18 protein-coding genes and 1 pseudogene are annotated in these 22,907 nt (G+C 36.3%); 13 read left to right on the top strand and 6 right to left on the bottom strand.

Annotated features, from left to right (window positions below):
• Nucleotides 1–28: 28 nt before the first annotated feature.
• Nucleotides 29–733, top strand: coding sequence for a chitin disaccharide deacetylase (gene chbG, locus F0362_RS25625; RefSeq protein ID WP_149890025.1), 705 nt, complete (start codon nucleotides 29–31; stop codon nucleotides 731–733).
• A 38-nt stretch (nucleotides 734–771) separates the two neighbouring features.
• On the opposite strand, the gene F0362_RS25620 is transcribed toward chbG, so the two are convergent.
• Complete coding sequence (locus F0362_RS25620; protein ID WP_000794690.1) at nucleotides 772–1,953, bottom strand: chromate transporter; 1,182 nt, start codon at nucleotides 1,951–1,953, stop codon at nucleotides 772–774.
• 189 nt (nucleotides 1,954–2,142) lie between these two features.
• On the opposite strand from F0362_RS25620, the gene exsM reads away from it, so the two are divergent.
• Nucleotides 2,143–2,556 carry an exosporium regulatory protein ExsM gene (exsM, locus tag F0362_RS25615; protein WP_000207040.1) on the top strand — a complete coding sequence of 138 codons (414 nt, stop codon included), beginning with the start codon at nucleotides 2,143–2,145 and terminating at the stop codon, nucleotides 2,554–2,556.
• Nucleotides 2,557–2,726: 170 nt separating this feature from the next.
• Here the strand turns inward: exsM and F0362_RS25610 are convergent, their stop codons facing one another.
• The 3 genes from F0362_RS25610 to F0362_RS25600 form a co-directional block, all read right to left on the bottom strand.
• On the bottom strand, nucleotides 2,727–5,402 hold the full coding sequence (locus F0362_RS25610; RefSeq protein WP_000820945.1) for a sigma-54-dependent transcriptional regulator: 2,676 nt from the start codon (nucleotides 5,400–5,402) through the stop codon (nucleotides 2,727–2,729).
• 104 nt (nucleotides 5,403–5,506) lie between these two features.
• Nucleotides 5,507–6,244: a polysaccharide deacetylase family protein gene (locus F0362_RS25605; RefSeq protein WP_000597144.1), complete on the bottom strand. Its 738-nt coding sequence runs from the start codon at nucleotides 6,242–6,244 to the stop codon at nucleotides 5,507–5,509.
• Nucleotides 6,245–6,452: 208 nt separating this feature from the next.
• Complete coding sequence (locus tag F0362_RS25600; protein WP_000378305.1) at nucleotides 6,453–7,526, bottom strand: glycosyltransferase family 4 protein; 1,074 nt, start codon at nucleotides 7,524–7,526, stop codon at nucleotides 6,453–6,455.
• Between the two features lie 435 nt (nucleotides 7,527–7,961).
• On the opposite strand from F0362_RS25600, the gene F0362_RS25595 reads away from it, so the two are divergent.
• Together F0362_RS25595 and wecB are read left to right on the top strand one after the other, a co-directional pair.
• Nucleotides 7,962–9,332, top strand: a complete 1,371-nt coding sequence (locus F0362_RS25595) for a UDP-glucose dehydrogenase family protein (RefSeq protein ID WP_000287620.1) — start codon at nucleotides 7,962–7,964, stop codon at nucleotides 9,330–9,332.
• A gap of 74 nt (nucleotides 9,333–9,406) precedes the next feature.
• Nucleotides 9,407–10,522: a non-hydrolyzing UDP-N-acetylglucosamine 2-epimerase gene (gene wecB, locus F0362_RS25590; protein ID WP_000140136.1), complete on the top strand. Its 1,116-nt coding sequence runs from the start codon at nucleotides 9,407–9,409 to the stop codon at nucleotides 10,520–10,522.
• Nucleotides 10,523–10,562: 40 nt separating this feature from the next.
• On the opposite strand, the gene F0362_RS25585 is transcribed toward wecB, so the two are convergent.
• Together F0362_RS25585 and F0362_RS25580 are read right to left on the bottom strand one after the other, a co-directional pair.
• Nucleotides 10,563–11,687, bottom strand: a complete 1,125-nt coding sequence (locus F0362_RS25585) for an LCP family protein (RefSeq protein WP_000392748.1) — start codon at nucleotides 11,685–11,687, stop codon at nucleotides 10,563–10,565.
• A gap of 73 nt (nucleotides 11,688–11,760) precedes the next feature.
• On the bottom strand, nucleotides 11,761–12,396 hold the full coding sequence (locus F0362_RS25580; RefSeq protein ID WP_053446249.1) for a YigZ family protein: 636 nt from the start codon (nucleotides 12,394–12,396) through the stop codon (nucleotides 11,761–11,763).
• Between the two features lie 238 nt (nucleotides 12,397–12,634).
• On the opposite strand from F0362_RS25580, the gene F0362_RS25575 reads away from it, so the two are divergent.
• From F0362_RS25575 to prfB, 9 genes and pseudogenes are all read left to right on the top strand, one after another.
• Nucleotides 12,635–13,477 carry a DegV family protein gene (locus tag F0362_RS25575; protein WP_053446248.1) on the top strand — a complete coding sequence of 281 codons (843 nt, stop codon included), beginning with the start codon at nucleotides 12,635–12,637 and terminating at the stop codon, nucleotides 13,475–13,477.
• Between the two features lie 171 nt (nucleotides 13,478–13,648).
• A complete protein-coding gene (locus F0362_RS25570; protein ID WP_000400852.1) occupies nucleotides 13,649–13,963 on the top strand; it encodes a winged helix-turn-helix transcriptional regulator in 315 nt (104 codons plus the stop codon).
• Nucleotides 13,964–14,123: 160 nt separating this feature from the next.
• Nucleotides 14,124–15,519: pseudogene (locus F0362_RS25565) on the top strand (NlpC/P60 family protein).
• Between the two features lie 126 nt (nucleotides 15,520–15,645).
• Nucleotides 15,646–16,995, top strand: coding sequence for an ATP-dependent helicase ComFA (comFA, locus tag F0362_RS25560; RefSeq protein ID WP_149890023.1), 1,350 nt, complete (start codon nucleotides 15,646–15,648; stop codon nucleotides 16,993–16,995).
• Entirely contained in the window at nucleotides 16,995–17,699 is a 705-nt protein-coding gene (locus F0362_RS25555; protein ID WP_000543523.1) for a ComFC family protein, read from the top strand. The genes comFA and F0362_RS25555 overlap by 1 nt, the downstream gene beginning before the upstream one ends.
• A gap of 126 nt (nucleotides 17,700–17,825) precedes the next feature.
• Nucleotides 17,826–18,023 carry a cold shock protein CspC gene (gene cspC / locus F0362_RS25550; protein ID WP_002045823.1) on the top strand — a complete coding sequence of 66 codons (198 nt, stop codon included), beginning with the start codon at nucleotides 17,826–17,828 and terminating at the stop codon, nucleotides 18,021–18,023.
• Between the two features lie 318 nt (nucleotides 18,024–18,341).
• On the top strand, nucleotides 18,342–18,884 hold the full coding sequence (gene raiA / locus F0362_RS25545; protein WP_000671188.1) for a ribosome hibernation-promoting factor, HPF/YfiA family: 543 nt from the start codon (nucleotides 18,342–18,344) through the stop codon (nucleotides 18,882–18,884).
• Nucleotides 18,885–19,158: 274 nt separating this feature from the next.
• On the top strand, nucleotides 19,159–21,666 hold the full coding sequence (gene secA, locus F0362_RS25540; protein WP_000579396.1) for a preprotein translocase subunit SecA: 2,508 nt from the start codon (nucleotides 19,159–19,161) through the stop codon (nucleotides 21,664–21,666).
• 134 nt (nucleotides 21,667–21,800) lie between these two features.
• A protein-coding gene (gene prfB / locus F0362_RS25535) for a peptide chain release factor 2 (protein ID WP_096001583.1) occupies nucleotides 21,801–22,899 on the top strand; the annotation gives its coding sequence in 2 pieces (ribosomal slippage) (nucleotides 21,801–21,872 and nucleotides 21,874–22,899; 1,098 coding nt in all).
• Nucleotides 22,900–22,907 lie beyond the last annotated feature (8 nt).

The following is a 22,907-nucleotide window of genomic DNA, read 5'->3' as shown; positions in this document are numbered from 1 at the left end:
TTTTTTTATTCTATTAGGAGGTATTATGATGATTAAGTTGATTGTAAATGCAGATGATTTCGGTCTTACAGAAGGTACAAATTACGGTATTATTGATGGACATATAAATGGACTTGTAAACTCAACGACAATGATGATGAATATGCCGGGAACAGAGCATGCCGTACGCTTAGCGAAAGATTATAAAACGTTAGGAGTAGGAGTGCATCTCGTATTAACGGCAGGGGAACCACTTTTAAAGGATGTACCATCCCTTGTAGGGAAAGATGGGGAGTTCCATAAACAACGTGTTGTAAGGGAAGGGAATATAAATCCTGAAGAAGTTGAGAGAGAATGGACTGCTCAAATTGAGAAATTTTTATCTTACGGATTAACACCAACTCATTTAGATAGTCATCATCATGTGCATGGATTAAAGGTTTTACACGATGTTCTTGAGATGTTAGCAAGTAAATATAACGTTCCGATTCGTCGTTGTGAGGAAGATAGAGCAGTGCGCCCATTTTCTGATGTGTTTTATAGCGGTTTTTACGCGGATGGTGTGACGGAAGATTACTTTTCCAAGTTAAAAGGGAGAGTGAAGGATAAACAAACGATAGAAATTATGGTACATCCAGCGTATATTGATCCAGAGCTTGTGAAACGTTCTTCTTACGTAATGGATCGTGTGAAAGAATTGCGTATTTTAACGGAGAGTGAGTTACCTGAAGGAATAGAGCTTGTGAAGTTTTAATAGGAAAACGACGGCTAAGTGGCCGTCGTTTTTTATATTTATAAAATAGATATAACATATCCACCAAAAGCCCCAAGTATAACGATAATCCAAGGCGGTGTTTTCCAAAAAGTTAGTAAGCCAAAAAGAAGAGATGCAAAGACAAAATCTGAAGCATTCATAATTGTACTCGTCCAAATTGGATCGTAAAAAGCGGCAATTAAAATACCGACAACTGCGGCGTTAACACCGAGTAATGCGCCTTGTATAGCGGGTACCTTTCTTACACTGTCCCAAAATGGTAAAACACCAATAACGAGCAAAAAGGCAGGAAGGAAGATAGCGATTGTTGCGATTACTGCTCCAGTGGTTCCGTTTAGCACTGCCCCTATATAAGAAGCAAATGTAAAGAGAGGTCCTGGCACCGCTTGTGTTAATCCGTATCCAGCTAAAAATTGTTCTTTTGTCATCAGCCCGTTCTGTACAAACTCACTTTCAAGAAGAGGGAGTACGACGTGCCCTCCGCCAAATACGAGAGAACCAGAACGGTAAAAGCTATCAAATAATGCGATATGAGGAGAGAGCGGTCGCAGTATTGGTAGCAATAGTAATAGTCCGAAAAATAAAATGAGACAAGAACTAGCCATCGTTTTTGAAATAGAAATTTGTATTTTATAGACTTGGGCGTTTTGAGGAGTTTTATATAAAAGCCAGCCGATCAGCCCTGAAAGTAAAATGAGAATGATTTGTGTCCAGCTACTTGGCCATAACAAGGCAATCGCGGCAGTTACAATGGCGATTGTTGCACGGTTTCGGTCCGGAGTTAGCTTTTGAGCCATTCCCCATATTGCATGAGCGACAATTGCGACTGCTACAAGTTTGAGTCCATGAATCCATCCTGTACTTCCAATTTCGAATTGATTAAGGAATGAAGCAAAAAAGACTAAAACGAGAACAGAGGGAAGGGTGAAACCAATCCAAGAGATAATTGCTCCTAATAGCCCGCCCCTTAATAATCCAACGCCCATACCGACTTGACTACTAGCGGGACCAGGAAGGAATTGACACAGTGCTACTAAGTCTCCGTAACTTTTTTCATCCATCCATTTTCTTTTTTGCACGTATTCATGATGAAAATAACCAAGATGAGCGACAGGACCGCCGAATGAAGTAAGTCCTAATTTAAATGAGACGAGAAAAATCTCGACTAATAATCGAAAAGAATAGTTGTTATTTTTCAAAGTAACCTCCTAGAAAGTTTTTTCTATGTGCATTATACAAGAGGCGGTAAAGCAAAAGAAATGATTCTTATGTAAAGATTTTGTGAATCTTTTCTTCGTAATTAAAAGTTGAAAAAGTCATAAATGATTATGTGTAAACCATAAAGTAGTAAAAGAAGTGCTGGGAAATTGATATAAGGAGAATGCCCTATGACAACACACTTTTTTGCTAGGTTAACAGGGAAGAGGGAATTGCCTCCTGTAAATACAGAAGCTTTTGGGGTAGCAGAGTTTATTTTTAGTGATGATTTAACGAAGTTGCATTACAGGGTAATATTAAAAAATATAGAAAAGGTCACATCGTGTCAAATTCATTTAGGGAAGTCCAGTCAAATTGGTCCCGTTGTTTTCTATTTATACGGTCCGCTAGAGCAAGGGATTAGTTTGAATGAGGGAAGCATTACTGGTGCCGTAAATGTGGAGGAATTCGAAGGGCCTTTACAAGGAAAATCCCTTGTTCATTTTCTCCAAGAAATTATTCAAGCTAATGTATATGTAAATATTCATACGAAATCACATAAAAAAGGAGAAATAAGAGGGCGGATTAGAAAGGTAAAGAAGTAAATGAAAAGGCTGCTCCAAAAAATTGGAACAGCCTTTTCGAATTAGATAGGATGATGTGTATTGACGATACATTCATATATTTTGAAAATCGTCGATATAAATTTATCCTGCATTAACTGCCCGTAAAAGCCTTCACTTTATTCGAAGGAGTGTCGCTAAAGGTTACTTGTTTAACTTTTAACAGGCTGATTTTTAATAAAGAAGTCCATGATATAAAATACTTCATCATCTGGTATTTGTATTTCAAATGTATTTTCAATTGGTTGTAATGCTTTTTTCACTTTCATATACATCCAGTACTCATCTTGTCTTCTTTTTTCTTTATCAGGATGAGGAAGAAGTTTTTCTCCTTTTTGAAGACGATCAACCATACAGCTCATATGCAAAATAACACCCATTAAGCTATCAGGAGTTAGCTGCAAGGAAATTAATTCTTGAATTGTATTTAGTGCGTAACGAATTGTTTTAATTAGTAATGCCCCGTCGTTACGCTGCATTTGTTGTTCAAGAATATCGGCCATTTTCGCATATGTTTCTTCATACGTAATTAATTCTTGAATTGGCTGAATCGCTGTGTAGTTCACAATATCTTGGAAATGATATGTTAAACATGGAACTTGCACATCGAAATTTGTAACGATACAAATGATATTACGCTCTTTTTTTATGTTCTCAATCATTTTCGTTAAATCTTTTTCATGGACGATACTAATTGGAATAATCTCAATTAAGTCTTTATCAAATCGTAAATAGTTCTCTAACATTTTTTGAATAGCTAAGGCACTTCCTTCACCAGTTAAACAAGCTGTTAAAATAACAGACTTCATTGGTGATAGTGGCTTTTTCTTTTCTTCTTGTACGTTTAAATAGAACGGCGTTAAGTTCTTTACTGTTTCATATAGTGCATCTAATGAATAGCCGAGCTGAGCTTTTCGAGCTGCTTCTAGTGCGTGTGGAGTACTTGTCATGGAAAGGACACGTACAGGAATTTTGAATTCAGTTTCTAATATATCACCGATATAGGCAAGAGACCCCATATCAACAAGTAAGAGAAGCCCGTTTACATTTTGAAGTGTTTTCATATACACTTTAACCCGTTCTAAAAAATCTTTCGGTGATTCATGTAGCGGCATATCAATACCGGTCAATTCATCAATACCGAGGAGTTCATTTGCAACGTTTGCCATTTCTGTTGCGATGCCATTACCGTGCGCTAATATTAATACTTTTACTTCTGTTTGGGAAGCAGGAATTGGATCAACAACGAAGAACATTGTTAAGAAGCCAGCTTCATCCATGGGCATGGTTATTTGTAATTCTTCTTCCAGTAGTTGAATGCATTGCATAGCTACGGAAAAAGCTTCTTTATATTTCGTACGAATTTGATTCAATTGTGGGTGATGAATTTGCTTCCCGCTTTGTAAACGTTGTAGAGTTGTCTGTACATGTAAACTTAATGCGAGAAAGACTTTTTCATCAAACGTCTTAGATAAATGTTTTTCAGCGAGCTCCGCAATTTTTTCACATACGGAAACGATGTTACGATCAACAATTTTAAAAACATTTTCATGACTTGTCTTTTTGGACATTTGGTTAAAATATTGTACGAAAAAGCTTTGAATATCATTTTCTATTAGTAATTCTAATTCTTCCTCTTCAATACCGCGTGCTTGAAGTTCTTCATATTTATAATCAATATAGTCGTAAATAGAAGACCGTTTTTCATCTTCTGCTTTATGTTTACTCCAACCTTCATCTCCCGTAAATACAAATGTTTCATTTGGTATTTGGTATAGATGACGGCTCTTTCTTTCAATAAATAGCCCTTCTTTCATATACCAAGGTAAATCTGTACTTGAAACATAGACAGAATCACGTTTCTTTGTTACAAAATCAGAATAAGCTTTCGCACAGGCGATTTGTACATCTGTTTTTAATTGACCGATGTTATTGGGACAATTGTAAAAGACGAAAGCACGCATTGCGTTCGGGCTAACGTGAATTTCTTTCCTTAGCCGAATTGCTTCATTTGTGAAAAATAGTTGTAGTAAAGCAAAGCGTTCTTTATGTGTACGCTCACGAAGTGGTGGAAGCGTGACAGTCATCGGTATACGTCTTGTAAATGTTTTTAATAAAAATGAATTTGGTTCTTCTGTTGTTGCAGTAATGATTAATACTTGTGCTTTACGCTCGTTTTCTGTTTCTCCTAGGCGGCGATATACTCCGCGGTCAATAAAAGTGAAGAGCATTTCCTGTCCTTCTGGAGGAAGGCGGTGTACTTCATCTAAGAAAAGAATTCCTTCATGTGCTTTTTCAATTAACCCTTTTTGATCATTCGCACCTGTGTAAGCTCCTTTTTTGATCCCAAATAACTGTCCAAGTAGTAGCTGTGGATTGTTTGCATAATCAGCACAGTTAAAGACGATAAATGGTGCCTTTTTTGGAAGCTGCTCAACTTCAATTGCATATTCGTGCATTAAAGAAGCAAACATAGATTTTCCGACTCCTGTTTCTCCTAGCAGTAAAGTATGCATACCGTTTGGAGGATAGAGAATAGAAGCTTTCGCCTTTTCAATTGCGATTTTAAGGCTCGTATTTTCAATTGCAAATGTATCTAGTGAAGTCACGTCTTTTGAATGCGTTTCCAACGAAGTGTTCGTTTCTATATAAAAACGAACAGGGCGCGTATTTGTTTTTAATAAACGTTTATCTTTTACAAGTTTGTTTAAATCGCTACTTACATTGGCACGATCTAGTTGCAACAGGGTAGCGAGTTCTAATGCGGTTATACCTTCTGTATAATTTCCTTCTTGTATTGCGTTAAAAATGAGATCTATTCGTTTCATTTCTATTCACCTCGAAACTTCATCACTATTTAAAATTTTACACAAAAATGAGAAGGGTGGGAAGAGAAAAATAAAACAGCTTTAGCATATAGGCACTAAAGCTGTTACAATCTTGTGTCTTTCCAAAAATTAACTTCGAGATGGGAAGAGGGATTATAAGGAAGAAGTTTGTATCCTTGTGACTGTAAATAATCGATTACTTTTGGCAGTATTTGTACAGTGACACTTGAATCATGCATTAAAATAACTTCGACTTGTTCATCACTTTGATTACGTACTCTTTCTAGTATGGCAGAAGGATTGTCATAGCTTTTCCAATCATATGTATCAATTGTCCAATCCCACATTTTATATCGAGCTGATACAAGAGCATCACGATAATTTTTTTTTAAGTAAGGCATGCTACCGTATGGAACGCGGACGAGGTGTGTATTTAATTTTGTAACTTGCTGGACAATGTTTTGAGTTTGTTCCATTTCTGTAATTAAAGTGGAAGGATCGCCAGTATAAAGGCGTTTTACATCGTGTGACATACTATGAAGTCCAATATAATGTCCGTCTTTAATTAATCGCTGCATCGTCTTTTGGTAATGCGGTACTTTTCCGCCAATAACAAAGAAGGTTGCTTTTCCATTCTTTTCTTTTAAAATGTTTAAAATTTGCATCGTATATTTGTTTGGTCCGTCATCAAATGTTAAATACGCAATCTTTTGTGTAGGAGAGGTCGTTTCAGCATTTGGATGATGTTCAGCAGGAATAATTGTAGTTGCTTCAGGATTAGATGACGTGTATATAGTAATTGTGAAAAATAAAATGATACATTGAAATACTCGCTTGATCATAACATTCACCCTCAGTTTGACAATCAAGATGTAAAAAATAAAATTTGATACTTTTTTTATTATGTATATCTTTCTCCAATAAAGGGACTCTCAAACAATCTATATTTTGGAAATGTCAAATAAGGAGTAAAAAAATAAAAAATAGCATCCTCTTCAAAGAAAGAGGATGCTATTTGAATATTTCATAATTGTAAAGGCTATACTACAATTAGTCTTCGCGTTTTTTCATTTTTTTATAGAAGGAAATAATTGGTTTGTAACGTTCGTGTACAAGGCCGATTATTTCAGCAATGATTTCTGTGAAGAAGATTAAAATGAAAAGAAGAATAATGGATAACCATAATGTTGCACTAGTGAAAATAATGGCATTTACACTAAAGAAGATACCGAATGCGTATATAATTAGTACCGTTTTACGATGAGAGAATCCCATTGCAAGCAAACGGTGATGTAAATGCGATTTATCTGGTGCTGAAATAGGTTTTTTATTTACGATACGGCGGATAATTGCGAATGCCGTATCAAATACAGGTACACCTAAAATGATAACTGGAACGATGAAGCTGAATAACGTTACACTTTTGTATAATCCAAGTAACGATATGACAGAAATACAGTATCCTAAAAATAGTGCTCCTGTATCTCCCATGAAAATTTTTGCTGGATGGAAGTTATAGAATAAAAATCCAAGTGTACTTGCAAGTGCAATTAGTGCTAGAGGCAAAATGATAGCTGTTCCAGTACCCCATGGGCTAGTGAAGGCCATATATGCCAGCGTTGCAAGTACGATAGATGAAATTCCAGCGGACAATCCATCTAATCCGTCAATTAAGTTGATTGCATTTGTAATACCTACAATCCAAAACACTGTAATTGGATAAGCAAGCCATCCAAGTTCAGTATCCCCGAGGATTGGAATATATAATACTTGCACTAATAATCCACTTTTTACAATCATAGCTGCAACTAATAGTTGTCCACCGAATTTTACCTTCGCAGATAGTTCGTACATATCATCTAAAATCCCGATGATTACAATGATAATCGCACCTAATGTTATCGATAACATTCTTTGTTCATATAACCCGCCAACAACAAATCCTACAGCTACACCGATAAATATTGCTAATCCGCCAAGACGAGGCATAATCTTTTGGTGTACTTTACGCGCATTTGGCTTATCTGTTGCTCCTATTTTAAAAGCTAATTTAATAACTAAAGGAGTAACGACGAGTACAGTGATGAAAGATGCCAAAATGGCATAAATCACTTGTGAGTCCATTAATACCCCACCTTTTTATAGTCTAACATAATTTTTTAGTTTATTTATCTGAAAATTATGATGTTTATTTGCAGGCTCATAACATATGGTATCACAAAAAGATTAGAATTCAATCTTTTTTTCTTTTTGTAGTAAGTGGAAGTGAATAGAAGATATGACAATTGTATATGGAATGTTAGCTCATTTAAGAAGGTTGCGTTTGTTGGTATTTATAATAGACCATTTTCGCGCCTCTCCTATAGTGAGTATTTTTATTTCAGTATTATAAGTGTTACACGTAGAAATGAGTAAGTCTCGTGTTAAAATATGGTAATTTATATTCTCTTATGTAATTTTACAAAAACTTAAAAAAGTATGGAAAAGGTAATTCATATAATAGAGAAGTAAAATGTTTTCTCATTTTTAATATGAGAGGAGGAAGCACAGGGGAATTCTATGTATTCGTATATTTTCTATTGTATATTCCTGTGCGAAGGGGAAATGAAAATTACGATAATTGGAACTGGATATGTTGGATTAATTACAGGAGTAGGTTTGGCAAAACTGGGACATTCGGTCACATGTTTTGATATAGATTATGAAAAAATTGAACGGATAAAACAAGGGGATTTACCTATTTATGAATGTGGCTTACATGAATTAATACATGATGCGTATAAGTGTGCAAAGTTAACTTTTACAACAAGTAAATTAAAAGCTTTTAAAAATGCTGAATTTATATTTATTGCGGTTGGAACACCATCATTAGCAAATGGGAGAGCTGATTTAACGTATATTAAGCGTGCGTGTGAGGATATTGGGACATACGTGCATAACGATATTATTGTTGTTACGAAAAGTACAGTTCCTGTAGGTACAAATGAAGCGATGCAGGGATGGATTGAGGCGAAGTTACAAGGGAGGCACAAATTACATGTCGTATCGAATCCAGAGTTTTTACGAGAAGGTTCCGGTATTTATGATTTCTTCCATGGTGATCGTATTGTAATTGGAGCGGATGATGAGAAAGTTGCACGGAAAGTAGAGGATTTGTACAGCGCATTATGCTTGCAAACGTATATTACAGATATTAAGAGTGCAGAGATGATTAAATACGCGTCTAATGCATTCTTGGCTACAAAAATTAGCTTTATTAATGAAATTTCAAATATATGTGAGAAGGTAGGAGCAAATGTATTAGATGTAGCAAAAGGAATGGGGATGGATAAGAGAATTGGTACCCATTTTTTACAGGCGGGCATTGGATATGGGGGATCGTGTTTTCCGAAAGATACGAAAGCACTTGTACAAATGGCAGGAAATGTTTCTCATGATTTTCGTTTGTTAAAAGCGGTCATTGAAGTGAATAATAAGCAGCAGTTGTTATTAGTTGAAAAAGCGAAAAAAGTAATAAATATGAATAAGAAACGGGTTGCAGTTCTTGGAGCAGCATTTAAACCGAATACAGACGATATTAGAGAAGCACCATCTCTTATTATCATACAAGAATTGATTAATATAGGTGCGGATGTAGTTGTATACGATCCGAAAGCAATTCAGCATGTACAACAAACATTTGGAAAGACGATACAATATGCTGAATGTATAGATGAATCGATTAGAGGCGCGAGTGCAGTTTTTATCGTAACGGAATGGGAATCTATTCGAACATATCCATTAGAAAAGTATGTACAACTTATGGGGGAGGCTATTCTATTTGATGGGAGAAATTGTTATACTAATGAGGATGCTAGAAAGCAAGGGATAGATTACTACTCAGTGGGACGAAAGAATGTTTGTAATAATCATGTTGCTACTATTCGATAAAAAGAGCAAGTTCCTTGTTTATTCTTATACGTCATAATAGAAACTGTAACTAGTGAGAGAAAAGAGGCAATAAAATGACTGAACGTTTAAAAGTAATGACAATTTTCGGGACACGTCCAGAAGCAATTAAAATGGCACCTCTTGTATTAGAGTTGCAAAAGCATCCAGAAAAAATCGAATCAATTGTGACTGTAACAGCACAACATCGTCAAATGTTAGATCAAGTATTAAGCATCTTTGGAATTACGCCAGATTTCGATTTGAATATTATGAAAGATCGTCAAACTTTAATTGATATTACAACGCGCGGTTTAGAAGGTTTAGACAAAGTAATGAAAGAAGCAAAGCCTGATATCGTCCTTGTACATGGTGATACAACAACAACATTTATTGCTAGCTTAGCTGCTTTTTATAATCAAATTCCAGTAGGTCATGTTGAAGCTGGACTTCGTACATGGGATAAGTATTCTCCATATCCAGAAGAGATGAATCGTCAATTAACAGGTGTAATGGCAGACCTTCATTTCTCACCGACAGCGAAATCAGCAACGAACTTACAGAGAGAAAATAAAGATGAGTCACGCATTTTCATAACAGGAAATACAGCGATTGACGCACTGAAAACGACTGTAAAAGAAACATACAGTCATCCGGTACTAGAGAAACTTGGAAATGATCGCCTTGTACTGATGACAGCGCATCGCCGTGAAAACTTAGGTGAACCAATGCGTAATATGTTCCGTGCAATTAAGCGCCTTGTTGATAAACATGAAGATGTGCAAGTCGTGTACCCTGTTCACATGAACCCTGTTGTTCGTGAAACAGCAAATGATATTTTAGGAGAACATAGCCGTATTCATTTAATCGAGCCGCTAGATGTAATTGATTTCCATAATGTTGCAGCTCGTTCATACTTAATGTTAACTGATTCTGGCGGTGTTCAAGAAGAAGCACCATCACTTGGCGTGCCAGTTCTTGTTCTACGTGATACAACAGAGCGCCCAGAAGGTATTGAAGCAGGTACGTTAAAATTAGCAGGAACAGATGAAGAGACAATCTTTAATCTTGCTGATGAGTTACTATCTGATAAAGAAGCTCATGATAAGATGGCGCAAGCATCTAACCCTTACGGTGATGGTCGTGCATCAGAGCGTATTGTTGAATCAATTTTACAACACTTTAATAAGTAAATAAAAAAGAGCCAAATCGTATAAGATTTGGCTCTTTTTGTTATTCCTGATTTCTCATAATCCACTCTGCATGAGCATTTGTGGAAGGGGGCGGCTCAGTTGATGTTTTGTTCGGGTTTGTTTCTTTCTTTGCTTTTTCGTTAGAGTTTGAGTCAGGATTTGATGAATCGGTTTTTGTATTTGGATTTGTTGGAGTTTTTGCTTTTTCCCCTAGTTCTTTTTCTATTTCATTACGTACCGTCTCTACACCGATTGGATCCGGAAGGAAGTAATAAATACCGCCTATTTTTTTGTCTTCTCCTTCAAGTTTTAACGTTTGTATTGTAGAAGGATCAAAACCAGAAAGTTTATTGTAAAGAGCAAGTCCGTCTGAAATAGGAATGTCGGTTTTTATATATTTTCCAACGACAGTCGTTAAATCTTTAATTTTAAATACAGTAGAGGCAGAATTCAGTTTTTGAGCAACAGCGGCTAGCAATTGTCTTTGTCTAGCGGCTCGGCCATAATCGCCGTTTGGATCCTGCTTTCGCATACGGACGTAAGCGAGTGCCTCTTCACCGTTTAAGTTTTGTTGCCCTTGCTTAAATTGGATTTTTTTGTAGTAATCCACGTCAGAGCGCTCCCAAAAATCGAAAGGGACATCAACGGTAACACCGCCAACAGCATCAACGATACCTTTAAAGCCTTGGAAATCAATTTTAATATAATGGTCTACAGGAACTTTTAGAAAACCTTCGACAGTTTTGATTGCCATTTGTTCTCCACCATAAGCATGCGCAGCGTTAATCTTATCTTCTTTGTCCTTTCCAACAATTGGAACGCGACTATCTCGAGGAATACTCATAAGTGAAATCCTTTGAGTTTTCGGATTGACTGTCGCAAACATTAATGAGTCTGTACGCCCATTTTGACCATCTGTTGCATAATCTTCTATACCCATAATGAGGATTGTAAAAGGTTCCTTTGTAATTTCTACATCTTTAGTTCTTAAATCTGATTTTTCACGACTAAATCCACTATACATCCCCATAAGAGAAGTGTAGGAATTTAATATATAGACTCCTACACTGCCAAATAAAAATGCGAAAATAAAGAAGTAGAAAAGTTTTCTTCTTCGCTTCTTTTTTATTCTGCGATTTTGGAGATGATGATAACGTTCTTCCATATATAATCTCCTTAGTTCATTGTAGAGAAGTTCTTCACTACATTAATCTTTAAAGGTGATAATTTCATTATTCTTAGATAAGATCTTGCTCTAAGTACAACATATCTCCTTCTGTAATTGTACATTTCCCATTTGTTAATTCAATCATCCAATCTGTGAATGCTTGTTTCCCATCTTCTTCTACAAACGTATCGAATGTGACATTTTCTAAATAATGTATATCTTTAATGACATATTTTGAATGGCGTAATTCATTTTCTAACTTGCCAAGTAAAGTGTAATCAATCTCGGTTTGTATAACCCGCACTAGTTTTCGTTCGACAATGCCGACGTGATTAATACCTTCGCTTGTACATTTTCCGTATGCGCGAATTAATCCACCTGCACCGAGTTTAATGCCACCAAAATAGCGTGTAGCGACAACAACAGTATCTTTTAAACCGCGTTTTTTTAATACCTCTAACATAGGTACACCAGCTGTGCCGCTCGGTTCACCGTCATCGTTCGCTTTTTGAATTTGATCTTGTTCGCCAATTAAATACGCTGAACAGTTATGTGTTGCATTCCAATGCTGTTTTTTTATTTTTTGTATAAACGCTTGCGCTTCTTCTTCAGTTGTAGCTCTATTTACATAACAAATAAATCTTGATTTTTGAATGACAATTTCGTGTTCGCCATAGTCTTTTATTGTTAAATATTGTAATAACAATGGTATACGCCCCTATCTGTCAAAATGACTAGTACTTTACATTTTAAAAGCGGGCGTTTTTATATTCAAACATTTTTTATAAATAAGCTGAAATTTTTGATGAGTATTTTATCTTTTTGTTGTAATTTGTCGAGATGCTGAGTATAATTTTCAACCGGTATTTTTATGTATGGATGCACCTTTTTTAGTTTTCGTGTAAAATTAGGGGATAAAAATTTTTTATAAGGCAGGTACGAGAATGAAAACAGCTATTGTTACTGATAGTACAGCATATATACCGAAGCATATTCGTGACGAACTAAATATATATATGATTCCATTAAACGTTGTATTTGGAACAGAATCTTATCAAGAAGAAGCTGAAATTTCAGTAGATGATTTTTATGTAAAAGTACGTGAGCAGGAAGAACTTCCGAAAACTTCGCAGCCAGCGATTGGAAAGTTTTTAGAGTTATACGAAGAATTATCTAAAGAATATGATGCAGTTATTAGTATTCATCTTTCAAGTGGAATTAGTGGTACATACCAAACAGCAACGACAGCTGGACAGATGGTAGAGGGTATTGAAGTATATACGTATGACTCTGAAATTAGTTGTGAAGTACAAGGATTTTATGTACGTGAAGGCGCGAAATTAGCAAGTGAAGGAAAAGCACCAGAAGAAATTATCGCTCGTTTTGATGAAATGAAGCAAACGATGGACGCATATTTTGTAGTGGATGATTTACATCATTTACAACGTGGTGGAAGATTAAATAGTGCGCAAGCTTTCATCGGTAGCTTGCTACAAGTGAAGCCAGTTTTATATTTTAGAGAGAAAGTCATTATTCCATTTGAAAAGATTCGTACACGTAAAAAAGCGCTAAAACGTATCGTTGAAATTTTTGATGAACAAGCAAGTAAAGGTGTACCTATGGAAGCAGTTATCATTCATGCGCAACGTGAAGAGGAAGCGAATGAATGGAAGCAAGAATTAGAAGCAAAATATCCTCATGTCGCAATTCGCACGGGTTATTTTGGTGCTGTAATTGGTACGCATTTAGGTGAAGGTGCACTTGGTCTTGGATGGTATACGAAGTAATAAGATAGAAAAGGCTCTCTTTTTGAAGAGGGTTTTTTTACGGAAATGTTACGTATAGTTGACAAGTTAATATTTGGAAATGATAAAATGTACGTAAAATAAAATATGAGGAAAGTTTTATAACTTACTTTTTACAAGAAACTATATTATAATAGAAGAGAGGTGAAACATATGGAGCATAATTCTTGTTTATGTCCAAAGTTTGAGTCAGCTTTTACTTTGCTTAGTAAAAAATGGACTGGCTTAATCATTAAATCTTTGCTAGAAGAGCCAAAACGTTTTAGAGAAATCGCAGATATTATACCGAATATGAGCGATCGTATGTTGTCAGAGCGTTTAAAGGAATTGGAAAGCGAAGGCATTGTAGTTCGTAATGTTTATCCAGAAGTACCAGTTCGAATCGAATATGGCTTAACTGACAAAGGAAAAGCGTTAGAAAGTGTTATGGATGAAGTCCAAAATTGGGCTGAGAAATGGATGAAATAGCGTTTCAATTTCATTTATATTTGCATTTGCATATTTAATAAAACGTAAGGGACACCTTGCGTTTTTTCTTTGTTTATAACATTGAGGAAAAATTAAAAAATTCTACACATACATACAAAAATATACGTATTTTGCGCTAGATACACATATAATATTACATTTGTTTTACAAAAGCGTAACATTGGTAAAAAAAAACCCGAATTATGGTATAAATTTTATAGGTTATATACGGAAAAAAAGAAAAAGAAAGCGGTGTAAAAGATAAAATGAAAAAGCTAAAAATGGCGTCTTGCGCATTAGTTGCAGGGTTAATGTTTTCAGGATTAACACCAAATGCATTTGCAGAAGATAATATTTCTGACGTAAAATCACAAATTAATACACAAAATGACACTTTACATAAACAACAACAAGAACGTGATGAATTACAAAAACAAATGAACGAATTAAATAAAACAATTCAAGGTTTAGATAAGTCTGTTCAAGAAAATTCTTCAAAGCTTGATGAAACAACGAAAAAAGTTGCTGATACTGAGCAATTAATCGAAAAGAAAAATAAAGACATTGCAGAACTACAAACGAAAATTGCAAAACGTGAAGAGTTATTAAGAAAACGTTTAGTTGCGCTTCAAGAACAGCCGAATACGAACGTTGTAACAGAAGTTCTTGTAAACTCTAAAAACGTTGCAGATTTAGTTGATCGTTTAACTTCTGTTTCTAAAATTCTTGAGTCTGACGAAGATATCATGAAAACACAACAAGAAGATCAAGCGAACGTGAAAAAGGATGTTGCAACAGTAAAAGAAAAACAAAAAGAATTAAAAGAAGCACAAGCTCAAATTGAAACTGCTAAGAAAGAACTTGACGCTGAAAAAGCGAAAAAAGAAACAGCAGTAAACGATTTAAGTGGTAAAATGGATACAGTTGTAACGACGATGACAAGTACGGAAGATCAATTGAAAGAGCTTGAAAAACAAGCATTACAATTACAACGTATGGCTGAACAGGAAGCACAAGCAAAAGCTGCACAAGAAGCCGCTGCTCAAAAACAAGCAGAACAAGCTGCTAAAGAAGTGCAAGCGCCTGCTCAACAAGTTGCACCAGCGAACAACGGTGGACAAGCTCAAAAAGAAGAGCCTAAACAAGAAGCACCTAAACAAGAAACACCTAAACAAGAGAAGAAACAACCAGAGCCAGCTCCAGCTTCAAATGCGGGTGGCGTAATTGGTAAAGCACAACAATACTTAGGTATGCCATATGTTTGGGGAAGTGCATCTCCATCAAAAGGTGGTTTTGATTGTAGTGGATTCATTTCTTACATCTTTGGTGTAGGTCGTCAAGACGTTAACGGTTACTGGAACTCAGTTTCTAAAGTAAGTAGCCCACAACCTGGAGATTTAGTATTCTTCCAAGGTACTTATAAAGCAGGTCCATCTCACATCGGTATTTACGTTGGTAATGGCCAAATGATTCATGCTAGTGATAAAGGAATTGCGTACGGTGATATTAACAGTTCATACAACAAAAAACATTTCTTAGGATACGGTCGATTCTAGGATTTATAAACGAATAAAACACGTGTATAAAGTCGATAGCTTACTATTTTATAAGTAGGTTATCGGCTTTTTTGTGTTTTTACGAAATTACGGGAAAGGTTTATAGTGTGCTAGAGGTGATGGTCCATGTTATCTGGGAAACAGTTATTATTAGAAGAACTCTCTACAGACGTACGGGATAATTTAGATGATTTGAAGAAGAAGGGAGAGGTCGTATGTGTACAAGGTGTAAAAAATAAGGCTTCTACATATATGTGTCAGCGTTGCGGAAATATAGCACAAAGACTCTTTTCGTCATTTTTGTGTAAAAGGTGTAGTAAAGTCTGCACATATTGCCGGAAGTGCATAACGATGGGGAGAGTTAGTGAATGTGCTGTACTTGTTCGCGGAATTGCCGAAAAAGAGGGAGAAATGGATGTAAATCCGCTACAGTGGAAAGGAAATTTATCTACTGGCCAGAAGTTGGCTGCGCAAGGTGTTATGGAGGCTGTTAAACAGAAAGAATCGTTTTTTATTTGGGCTGTGTGCGGCGCTGGAAAAACAGAAATGTTGTTTTATGGTATTGCAGAGGCACTTCAAAAAGGAGAAAGAGTTTGTATCGCAACGCCGAGAACGGATGTTGTACTTGAATTAGCACCGAGATTGAAAGAAGTATTTCCGAATATAAATGTAGCTGCTTTATACGGTGGGAGTTTAGATCGGGAAAAAGATGCAGCGTTAGTCGTTGCGACCACCCATCAGCTATTGCGTTATTATAGAGCGTTTCATGTCATGATTGTAGATGAAATAGATGCCTTTCCATACCATGCAGATCAAATGTTGCAGTATGCGGTAAAACAAGCGATGAAAGAGAAGGCGGCATGTATTTATTTAACTGCAACTCCAGATGAAGAGTGGAAGCGTAACCTTAGAAAGGGGAAACGAAAAGGTATCGTTGTTTCTGGACGGTATCACCGTCATCCGTTGCCAGTCCCCAAATTTTGCTGGTGCGGAAACTGGAAGAAAAGCCTCATCAATAAAAGAATTCCTCAAGTTTTACTACAATGGTTAAAAGTATACTTAAATAAAAAGCACCCCATTTTTTTATTTGTTCCCCATGTGCGATATATAGAAAAAATGAGTCGGTTATTGAAGCTGTTAGACGATAGAGTTGCCGGTGTGCATGCAGAAGATCCAATGAGAAAAGAGAAAGTTGCAGCTTTCAGAAAGGGAGAAATTCCTTTATTAGTTACAACGACGATTTTGGAGAGAGGAGTAACGGTGAAAAATTTGCAAGTTGCAGTTTTAGGGACGGAAGAAGAAATATTTTCAGAAAGTGCACTCGTACAAATTGCAGGCCGGGTAGGTCGTAGTTTTGAAGAGCCGTATGGAGAGGTCATTTATTTTCATTATGGTAAGACAGAGGCGATGGTGCGCGCGAAAAAACACATTCGAAGTATGAACAAAAATGCGAAAGAACAAGGGTTGATCGATTAATGCATTGCTTACTTTGTGATGAGGATATTTCATACGCGATTAGTTGGTACAATTTTTTTGTTAAGGCTCACAAAAAGTATATATGTGAGAGATGTGAGCAAAAGATTTCCTATATTATAGGAGAGATTTGTAGAGAGTGCGGACGGTCTTTAGATTCATTGCCAGCTGAATATAAAGAAGGTGACATTTGCAAGGATTGTGTACGTTGGATGAATGTGGAGAGTTATCGACCTTTAAAAAATCGTTCATTATACATGTACGATAATGAGATGAAAGGAATACTAGCGCAGTTTAAGTTTCGTGGTGATGCTGAGTTAGTTCGTATTTTTCATCTTCCTTTTCGAAATTTATTTCAACAGTATTTTGCTAACGTTTCAACCGTTATCGCTGTTCCGCTTAGTAAGGAAAGGGAATATGAACGTGGCTTTAATCAAGCTGAGCTATTAGCAGCTTGTTTGCCTGTAGGTCCTTCTTATCCGTCATTAAGAAGAAGGGAAACAGAAAAACAAAGTAAGAAGACGCGCAAAGAAAGGATGTTGGGAAGCAATCCTTTTTATTTTCAGGGTGAAGAGATGTTTCATGGGCAACATATTTTACTCGTTGATGATGTGTATACGACAGGTATTACAGTTAGACAAATTGGCAGTCTTTTATATGATAGAGGGGCAAATGAAGTTTCTAGTTTGACGCTCTGTAGAAGTTAATCTGTAACTGTCGAAAGAGATAATAAAAAGACGATAAGTCTTCTTTGACTTCGTAAGTTGTCATTCGTTATAGTCAGAATATGGGGCGAATGCCCTGATTTTTAGAGTGAAGGGAATGGAATGAACATGCAAGGAAAAGTGAAATGGTTCAATGCAGAAAAGGGATTTGGGTTTATTGAGCGTGAAGATGGTGAGGATGTGTTTGTTCATTTTTCTGCTATTCAACAAGATGGGTATAAGTCATTAGAAGAAGGGCAACAAGTGGAGTTTGATATTGTAGATGGAGCACGTGGACCACAAGCAGCTAATGTTGTGAAACTGTAGGGATATTGTTTTTGGGAAGAGAAAGCTGCGTTTGTGGCAACGTTATATATAGTAGAACCTCTTGTTTTTCGCAAGAGGTTTTTGTTATGGGGCGAATTGTCAAAAAGTTGTTTCTTTTCTGTAACGAATTGTCCACAGTTATATTCGTTACTCACGATGTTAATAGGATAAAATAAAGGTAGAAACGATGCATCTTTTCATTTCAACAAAAAACGATAAAAAAATCGCAATTCCACTAATTTTTTTAAAAAAGTTAGAAGGAGTTTTTAAGCCGATGTCGAAATTATAGTACATAGGCTTGAAAGGAGGAATTCATCTATGAAATTCAACATTCGTGGTGAAAATATTGAAGTAACTCCAGCATTAAAGGAATATGTAGAGAAAAAACTAAGTAAGTTAGAACGTTATTTTGATACATTCCCAGAGATTAAAGTTAATTTAAAAGTATACTCTGACAAGCAACGTGTCGAGGTAACAATTCCGTTTACTGATTTATTACTTCGTGCAGAAGAAACTAATAGCGATATGTACGCTGCTATCGATTTAGTAGTTGATAAAATTGAGCGACAAATTCGTAAACATAAAACAAAAGTAAATCGTAAGTTACGTGAGAAAGGTTCTGTGAAAACTAACTTTATTCTTCCAGAAGCAGTAGCTGTTCTGGATGAGGTAGAAGAGGATGAATTAGAACTTGTACGTACAAAACGATTCGATTTAAAACCGATGGACGTTGAAGAAGCGATCTTGCAAATGGATATGCTAGGGCATAATTTCTTCGTCTTCACAAATGCTGATACAAATGAAACTAATGTTGTATATGGCCGTAAAGACGGAAAATATGGTTTAATCGAAACTAAATAATAATTCGAAAGCGCAGCCGAAAGAGGCTGCGCTTTTTTTGCTGAAAATAGATTTTTAAAAAACTTTTCCTAATTTAGAACGAGACATTCGGCCGATTGTTGTCATAGTTATAAGACAAGTGTTACAATTATCATTAGGTATATACATTTTAGTTTTTTTAATTAGGAGAAAAATTGGCATAACATACATTTGATTTTTATAACGACTGATTGTAATAGAAAAAGAAAAAACAATCGGAAGTTTTATTTTAATAAAAAAGAGGAGCGTATTTCCTATGATCGGTATTTTAAAAAAGGTATTTGATGTAAATCAACGCCAAATTAAACGTATGCAGAAGACAGTTGAGCAAATTGATGCATTAGAATCATCTATTAAGCCACTAACAGATGAACAATTAAAAGGAAAGACGCTTGAGTTTAAAGAACGTCTAACAAAAGGTGAGACAGTAGATGATCTACTTCCTGAAGCTTTTGCGGTTGTTCGCGAAGCTGCGACTCGTGTTCTTGGAATGCGTCCGTATGGCGTGCAGTTAATGGGTGGTATTGCTTTACATGAAGGGAATATCTCTGAGATGAAAACGGGTGAAGGTAAAACGTTAACATCTACATTACCTGTATATTTAAATGCTTTAACAGGAAAAGGTGTTCACGTTGTTACAGTCAATGAATACTTAGCACAACGTGATGCGAGCGAAATGGGACAACTTCATGAGTTCCTTGGCTTAACAGTAGGAATTAACTTAAATAGTATGTCACGCGAAGAGAAGCAAGAGGCTTATGCTGCTGATATTACGTATAGCACAAATAATGAGCTTGGATTCGATTACTTACGTGACAATATGGTTTTATATAGAGAGCAGTGCGTTCAGCGTCCACTTCATTTTGCTATTATCGATGAAGTCGATTCTATTTTAGTCGATGAAGCACGTACGCCGCTTATTATTTCGGGACAAGCTCAAAAATCAACAGAGCTATACATGTTTGCAAATGCATTCGTTCGTACATTAGAAAATGAAAAAGAGTATTCATTCGATGTGAAAACGAAAAATGTAATGTTAACTGAAGATGGTATTACGAAAGCAGAGAAAGCTTTCCATATTGAAAACTTATTTGATTTAAAGCATGTTGCACTTCTTCATCATATTAATCAGGCACTTCGTGCGCATGTTGTTATGCACCGTGATACAGACTATGTTGTACAAGAAGGTGAAATCGTAATTGTAGACCAATTCACTGGTCGTCTTATGAAAGGGCGTCGTTATAGCGAAGGTTTACACCAAGCGATTGAAGCAAAAGAAGGCGTAGAAATTCAAAATGAAAGCATGACGCTTGCGACAATTACGTTCCAGAACTACTTCCGTATGTACGAAAAGTTATCTGGTATGACTGGTACAGCGAAAACGGAAGAAGAAGAATTCCGTAATATTTATAATATGAATGTTATCGTAATTCCAACGAACAAAGATATTATTCGTGATGACCGTGCTGATTTAATCTTCAAATCAATGGAAGGTAAATTCAATGCAGTTGTTGAGGATATTGTAAATCGTCATAAACAAGGACAACCTGTACTTGTTGGTACAGTTGCAATTGAAACGTCAGAGCTTATTTCAAAAATGTTAACACGTAAAGGTGTACGCCATAATATTTTAAACGCGAAAAACCATGCGCGTGAAGCAGATATCATTGCAGAAGCTGGTATTAAAGGTGCTGTAACAATTGCGACGAATATGGCTGGTCGTGGTACGGATATTAAATTAGGCGATGATATTAAAAATATCGGTCTAGCGGTTATCGGTACAGAGCGTCACGAAAGCCGTCGTATTGATAATCAGTTACGTGGTCGTGCTGGTCGTCAAGGGGACCCTGGTGTAACGCAGTTCTATTTATCAATGGAAGATGAACTAATGCGCCGCTTCGGCTCTGACAATATGAAAGCGATGATGGATCGTCTTGGTATGGATGATTCACAGCCGATTGAAAGTAAAATGGTTTCTCGTGCAGTAGAATCTGCGCAAAAACGTGTAGAAGGAAATAACTATGATGCACGTAAGCAGTTATTACAATACGATGATGTGCTTCGTCAGCAACGTGAAGTTATTTACAAACAGCGTCAAGAAGTAATGGATTCTGAGAACTTACGTAGTATTATTGAAGGTATGATGAAATCTACAGTAGAACGTGCTGTTGCGCTTCATACACAAGAGGAAATTGAAGAAGATTGGAATATTAAAGGTCTTGTTGACTACTTAAATACAAACCTTCTGCAAGAAGGCGATATAAAAGAAGAAGAATTACGTCGTCTTGCTCCAGAAGAAATGAGCGAGCCGATTATCGCGAAATTAATAGAGCGTTACAACGACAAAGAAAAGCTTATGCCAGAAGAGCAAATGCGTGAGTTCGAAAAAGTTGTTGTATTCCGTGTAGTAGATACGAAATGGACAGAGCATATTGATGCGATGGACCACCTTCGTGAAGGTATTCATTTACGTGCTTACGGTCAAATCGATCCACTTCGTGAGTATCAAATGGAAGGATTCGCAATGTTCGAGTCAATGATTGCTTCTATTGAAGAGGAAATCTCTCGTTACATTATGAAAGCTGAAATTGAACAAAACTTAGAGCGTCAAGAAGTTGTTCAAGGTGAAGCTGTTCATCCATCTAGCGATGGCGAAGAAGCGAAGAAAAAGCCTGTTGTAAAAGGTGATCAAGTGGGCCGTAACGATTTATGCAAATGTGGTAGTGGCAAGAAATATAAAAACTGCTGTGGCATTGTAAGCTAATAAAAACTGCGGCTGTTGAATTCAGCTTGTTTTGCAAATTATAATAAAAAGGATTAAACTCTCTCCCTAATAAATGGAGAGAGTTTCCCTTGTTTCCATACGAAAGTAATAGCAATTACATAGAGGTGAAGGAAATGGAATTAGTAGAAATTAGACAGGAATTAGAGAAAATGGCTAAGAGATTAGCGGCTTTTAGGGGGTCTCTTTGACCTCCCTACTAAGGAGAAACAAATTGCAGAATTAGAAGAAAAAATGATGGGCGCAGGATTTTGGGATGACCAACAAGGCGCTCAAACTGTAATTAACGAAGCAAATGCGTTAAAAGATATGGTTGGAAAGTTCCGTCAGTTAGACGAGACGTTCGAAAACTTAGAAGTAACGCATGAACTCTTAAAAGAAGAATATGATGAAGATTTACATGAGGAATTAGAATCGGAAGTAAAAGGCTTAATTCAAGAAATGAATGAGTATGAGCTTCAATTACTATTAAGTGATCCTTATGATAAAAATAATGCGATTTTAGAATTACACCCAGGTGCAGGTGGAACAGAGTCACAAGACTGGGGTTCTATGTTATTACGTATGTATACACGCTGGGCTGAAAAACGTGGATTTAAAGTAGAAACAGTTGACTACTTACCAGGTGATGAAGCCGGTATTAAGAGTGTTACTTTATTAATTAAAGGTCATAACGCTTACGGTTATTTAAAAGCAGAGAAAGGTGTACATCGTCTTGTACGTATTTCACCGTTCGATTCTTCAGGCCGTCGTCATACATCATTCGTATCTTGTGAAGTTGTACCTGAGTTCAATGATGAAGTTGAAATTGAAGTGCGTACAGAAGACTTAAAAATTGATACGTACCGTGCAAGTGGAGCTGGTGGACAGCACATTAATACGACAGATTCAGCAGTTCGTATTACGCATACACCGACAAATACGGTTGTAACGTGTCAGTCAGAGCGTTCTCAAATTAAAAACCGTGAGCATGCGATGAAAATGTTAAAAGCAAAATTATATCAAAAGAAATTAGAAGAGCAACAAGCACAATTAGATGAAATCCGCGGGGAACAAAAAGAAATTGGATGGGGCAGCCAAATTCGTTCTTACGTATTCCACCCGTATTCTCTTGTAAAAGACCATCGTACAAATACAGAAGTTGGTAACGTACAAGCAGTTATGGATGGAGAAATTGATCCATTTATTGATGCTTACTTACGTTCTCGCATCTAATAACCAGT

The organism is Bacillus sp. BS98, from assembly GCF_008432245.1.
GTDB lineage: Bacteria > Bacillota > Bacilli > Bacillales > Bacillaceae_G > Bacillus_A > Bacillus_A toyonensis.
Note: the sequence above shows the minus strand (reverse complement) of the source record. Positions and strands in the feature narration are given on the sequence as shown.

What these genes read in the sequence shown, in the direction of transcription:
- exsM (WP_000207040.1), top strand. Translation starts at nt 2,143, where the DNA reads ATGACAACACACTTTTTTGCTAGGTTAACAGGGAAGAGGGAATTGCCT.
- F0362_RS25600 (WP_000378305.1), bottom strand. Translation starts at nt 7,526, where the DNA reads ATGGACTCACAAGTGATTTATGCCATTTTGGCATCTTTCATCACTGTA.
- raiA (WP_000671188.1), top strand. Translation starts at nt 18,342, where the DNA reads ATGAAATTCAACATTCGTGGTGAAAATATTGAAGTAACTCCAGCATTA.
- F0362_RS25610 (WP_000820945.1), bottom strand. Translation starts at nt 5,402, where the DNA reads ATGAAACGAATAGATCTCATTTTTAACGCAATACAAGAAGGAAATTAT.
- F0362_RS25575 (WP_053446248.1), top strand. Translation starts at nt 12,635, where the DNA reads ATGAAAACAGCTATTGTTACTGATAGTACAGCATATATACCGAAGCAT.
- F0362_RS25570 (WP_000400852.1), top strand. Translation starts at nt 13,649, where the DNA reads ATGGAGCATAATTCTTGTTTATGTCCAAAGTTTGAGTCAGCTTTTACT.
- cspC (WP_002045823.1), top strand. Translation starts at nt 17,826, where the DNA reads ATGCAAGGAAAAGTGAAATGGTTCAATGCAGAAAAGGGATTTGGGTTT.
- F0362_RS25555 (WP_000543523.1), top strand. Translation starts at nt 16,995, where the DNA reads ATGCATTGCTTACTTTGTGATGAGGATATTTCATACGCGATTAGTTGG.
- wecB (WP_000140136.1), top strand. Translation starts at nt 9,407, where the DNA reads ATGACTGAACGTTTAAAAGTAATGACAATTTTCGGGACACGTCCAGAA.
- secA (WP_000579396.1), top strand. Translation starts at nt 19,159, where the DNA reads ATGATCGGTATTTTAAAAAAGGTATTTGATGTAAATCAACGCCAAATT.
- chbG (WP_149890025.1), top strand. Translation starts at nt 29, where the DNA reads ATGATTAAGTTGATTGTAAATGCAGATGATTTCGGTCTTACAGAAGGT.
- F0362_RS25605 (WP_000597144.1), bottom strand. Translation starts at nt 6,244, where the DNA reads ATGATCAAGCGAGTATTTCAATGTATCATTTTATTTTTCACAATTACT.
- comFA (WP_149890023.1), top strand. Translation starts at nt 15,646, where the DNA reads ATGTTATCTGGGAAACAGTTATTATTAGAAGAACTCTCTACAGACGTA.
- F0362_RS25585 (WP_000392748.1), bottom strand. Translation starts at nt 11,687, where the DNA reads ATGGAAGAACGTTATCATCATCTCCAAAATCGCAGAATAAAAAAGAAG.
- F0362_RS25595 (WP_000287620.1), top strand. Translation starts at nt 7,962, where the DNA reads ATGTATTCGTATATTTTCTATTGTATATTCCTGTGCGAAGGGGAAATG.